At 48.6% G+C, this 3,915-nt stretch carries 4 protein-coding genes and 1 pseudogene; 4 read left to right on the top strand and 1 reads right to left on the bottom strand.

All coding sequences use genetic code 11. The features are described from left to right. The 3 genes from ACWA6V_RS18480 to ACWA6V_RS18470 form a co-directional block, all read left to right on the top strand. The coding region (locus ACWA6V_RS18480; protein ID WP_449523871.1) for a glycoside hydrolase family 19 protein at positions 1–202 on the top strand (202 nt) is incomplete at its 5' end. A gap of 172 nt (positions 203–374) precedes the next feature. Further along, the gene (locus ACWA6V_RS18475) at positions 375–1,178 is read left to right on the top strand and encodes a hypothetical protein (RefSeq protein ID WP_449523870.1); all 804 of its coding nucleotides are present in this window, start codon (positions 375–377) and stop codon (positions 1,176–1,178) included. Positions 1,179–1,263: 85 nt separating this feature from the next. After that, positions 1,264–2,184 carry a hypothetical protein gene (locus tag ACWA6V_RS18470; protein WP_449523869.1) on the top strand — a complete coding sequence of 307 codons (921 nt, stop codon included), beginning with the start codon at positions 1,264–1,266 and terminating at the stop codon, positions 2,182–2,184. On the opposite strand, the gene ACWA6V_RS18465 is transcribed toward ACWA6V_RS18470, so the two are convergent. Further along, positions 2,158–3,558, bottom strand: a complete 1,401-nt coding sequence (locus ACWA6V_RS18465; RefSeq protein ID WP_449523868.1) for a S8 family serine peptidase — start codon at positions 3,556–3,558, stop codon at positions 2,158–2,160. The two genes, ACWA6V_RS18470 and ACWA6V_RS18465, sit on opposite strands and share 27 nt — an antisense overlap. A gap of 206 nt (positions 3,559–3,764) precedes the next feature. Between ACWA6V_RS18465 and ACWA6V_RS18460 the strand changes: the two are divergent. After that, positions 3,765–3,915 (top strand): annotated as a pseudogene (locus tag ACWA6V_RS18460) (RNA polymerase sigma factor); the annotation flags it as partial.

The raw sequence follows: 3,915 nt of genomic DNA, 5'->3' as shown, positions 1-3,915 counted from the left end.
GACCCAATCAGGCGCAGGCTACCGCCCTGCCCATGATTCCATGGTCGGCGGCTTTGGTTTCGGCGAAACCATCCGCACGATTAATGGCTCACTGGAATGCAATGGCGGCAACCCAGCGCAAGTGCAAAGCCGTATAAACGAGTACAACCGCTTCCTGAATATTTTGGGCACCAGTGCTGGCCCTGGTAATTTGGGTTGTTAATAACCGGGAATGAATAGATAACAAGCTTCTAGAGAACCGCCAACACCAAAGCCGCATCAAGCAATTTGATGCGGCTTTTTTATTTTTTTGAAAATATTTTTAAATCGTGGGAATAAAACCATCACCTCAAGCGTTAACAAGTTGTAAGTCAACTAACCAAGAGGCACTTCCCATGAAAAACCCAATGTTAAACAGCAAAATTTTATTTATCTCTGCTTGCACATTAGCGTCATCAATCTGCTTGGCGAACGAGGTCTCCTCGGGTGTCGATTATAGTGTCGATGCCAAGGTCGATTCGCAAAATTCATTCAGCACGCAGGCCGACTCCCAAAGTGGATCAATTTCTCTCGCCAGTTCGCTCCAACAGCAACAGGCGATGAATAACGAGGGCAGCATTAACGCCGAAGCAAGCGACAATAGCGAGACTCCCGCTGCAGAAGATGCAACAGCCGAATCACCCGTCGCTACAGATGACTCAGCAGCAGAAGATACCAGCACCACAGCAAGCAACAGTTTGACCAACGCCGTATCACTCACCGGCAGCACAAAAGTGGAAACGCAAAAAACAGTAGATGTTGTTACAGGCAAAGCAACTGAATTAACCAACAACGCCAACGAAGTAACCACTGCAGTGGACGGCCGTATTAAAAGTATGATGACTGCATCAGCCGATGTGACCAACAATATCAGCACACAATTACAAGGCAATCTGACCAACGTCAATTCCACCGTCAGTACCGCTGTTGGTCATCAAATGGATTCATTGGTCGCTAGCAACCTGCAACAAAACCTGCAGCAAAATGTGCAAGGCGCCGTGAATAGCAGTATCGACGGCGCGCTCAATAGTGCAATCACTGGTTCCATCGATAGCACTATTAACAACACCATCCAGGCAACGATTGAAGATACGGTTGAATCCACTGTAGAAAGCACCGTAACCACCGCACTCAATAATAGTTTGGGGCTTGGAAACTAAGGATGAAGGCGCTTCGGCGCCTTTTTCTCGCCGTCTTTTATTTTTCTCTTCTCATTCAATATCATTTTCGGTGGAGTAACTTATCGTGAAAAAGTACGTTTATTTTCCGTTGGCTGTTAGTGCGATTAGTGTGGCAAATTCACTCTATGCGGCAACACCTGAAGGCAGTATTCGATTGGAAGCGGGAACCGAATACGATTCCAATTTAGGCGTGGTCGAACTTGACCAGTATTCAACCCAGAGTGATTGGGCAGCGCTGCTGAATGCACGCTTAAATGGGCGCTGGAAAGTCAATGAAAAACTGGATGTAAAAGCGGGATATTATTATTTAACCAAGACCTATCAGGACAATGAAAATTTTGATTTGGATCTTCAGCAGCTATTTGCCGATGCCAGCTACCATTTCGATGTAGTCACCCTTGGCGCCAGCTACCATAATGCTGACGCAGAACTCACTGACCGGGATTTTCTACAGTTGCAGCAAACCAGCCTGTATGCATCGCGTTTATTTAACAACCGCATTTTTTTACGCGCAGCCACGAATTATCAGGATAAAGACTTCCCGGGCAATGCCGGACGCAATGCACAGAACACAGGTGTTGCTGGCGATGTATTTATTTTCTTTCAACAAGGCAATACTTTTTTCGCAGTGGGATTTACCAGAGAAGAAGAGGACGCGGTACAGAATCAATTTAATTACGATGCGCTCAGCGTGCGCGCCAGCATCAACCATAAATTCCAAGCTTGGGGAATGCCAAGCAAATTACAATTAGGTGTGCGTTATCACGACCGGGATTATTCCGCTGCTATGCGTTCAACGGACGACAACCAAACCAACGTCTTCCGCAGCGACAATCACCGCGTTACCAGTATTGAATGGGAAGTTTATGTAACACCAAAGGTTACAGCCACCAGCAAAATTGAACGGGGCAACTATGAATCTAATCTGGCCGCCGCTAACTATTCGGAAACACTCGCATCAGTTACCTTCGGGGTGACTTTTTAATGGTTTTAATTCCGCAGTGCGAATGACATCCAACAGGCCGAGACCAAAAACTGGATCTCGGCCCGACTCACCCAGATCAATTATTTTTTTAGCTAAGCCTTCGATCATGCTGGATAAATTTTTATGCTGCTGCGCCAATTCACACACCACAAATGCTGACACAATCGGTGCCGCAATTGATGTGCCTGACTCGCGCCCGAAACCGCCATTGCTGCGCGCGGTATTGACCGAAACCCCCAAAGCTGCAAAATCAATATAATCCCCGCGATTCGCCCAGCGATAAATTCGCTGCTCGCGATCTACTGCTGTGACCGCAATAACATCCTCATAGGCTGCTGGATACATCGGCGGTGCCGCCGGACCTTCGTTTCCTGCCGCTGCAATCACGGCAATTTCCTGTTGCACCACACGCCCAATCACACTGCGTAAAATTTTGTTGTCAGGGCCAGCAAGGCTCATATTAATTGCACTGACGTTCTCACTCGCCAACCAATTTAATGCACGCACCAAATCCATCATGGTGGCTCCTTGCGCATATTGGTTGCGCGGATAAAAAACCGAAGCCGCATACAGCTGCGCGCCGGGCAATAAAGGCTGCACAGTATCACGGCGCCCTACCAACAACCCGGCAACGGCAGTGCCGTGCGCGCGCGGTGCATCAAATTTTTCGCCTAAAAAATCGCGCACAACGATGTGATTATTTGCAAATGCCGGATGCTCCGTATTAATCGCAGTATCGATCATGCCGATTTTTACCGGCGCTTTACAGACGGGGGCAAACGAAAGGACAACATCTGCGGGCAAAGAGACATTACCGGCTTGCGCACCATAGATATGGTTGCGATCCAGCTGATCTTTTAAATGCATCGGCAACCGCTGACTTAATGCGGCAAGCGAATCCCACTCCGCAGGTACCCGAAAACGCACCAGCACCAAATCCAATCCGGCAAAATCGGTTTGCTCAATAATTTCCGCGGATAAAGGTTGCAATACAGACAACTCTGTTTTATCCAGCATAATTAACCATTCACGCTCGACTGCGCGCCAACCGTTTTCCACCGCGACATCTACAAACGCGGTCTCACCCGTTCGGGTTAAGATGGGCAACACATCGGTTAACGCATCTAGCGGCACCGCATCAAGCAACTCGGCAACCGGCTTCACCAAAGGATCGGCCAGTGGATCAACCACCGCGTCGGTCACAGGATTAACCACAGGTTCCAGCTGCTCACTAACCTGACCGGCAATATCATCAATGTCGCGGACGGTCTGATCCAGCACATCACTATCGAGTAATTGGGTATCCAACAACTGCGCATAAACCGACGGACAAAGGCAGGCAAAAAGGGCACAGCTAAGATAAACAGGTTTCATGGGTTCCCCCTTGATGCAATACGGTAGATTTATCATAAAAACCGACTGGACTTCAGTGATAACGTTTCAGCCGCATAAAAATTCCGGTTGGGCGGGAATAAAATTCAAACTCAAACGTTTACCTGATAGAAACCGCGATTTCCGCTGAAATCGATAATTTGAGCCAGCGCGCTGCGCGCTGAAACACCTGGGACCAAGCCCTTAACATGAAAGAAGAGTTAATCCATTTAACGCCTATGCTGCGGCGCTTTGCCTACTCGCTCACTCGCTCTGCACCCCACGCCGACCATCTGCTCCAAAACACGCTGGAGCGCCTCCTAAGCCCGGACATCCCGCCACATCTGGAACTGGCTAAAT

The organism is Cellvibrio sp., assembly GCF_053579595.1.
The sequence above is the reverse complement of the archived record's forward strand: the minus strand, read 5'-3'. Positions and strand labels throughout refer to the sequence as shown.

Bases quoted from the DNA above. Each gene is read 5' to 3' on its own strand.
- ACWA6V_RS18465 (WP_449523868.1), bottom strand. From the start codon at position 3,558: ATGAAACCTGTTTATCTTAGCTGTGCCCTTTTTGCCTGCCTTTGTCCG.
- ACWA6V_RS18475 (WP_449523870.1), top strand. From the start codon at position 375: ATGAAAAACCCAATGTTAAACAGCAAAATTTTATTTATCTCTGCTTGC.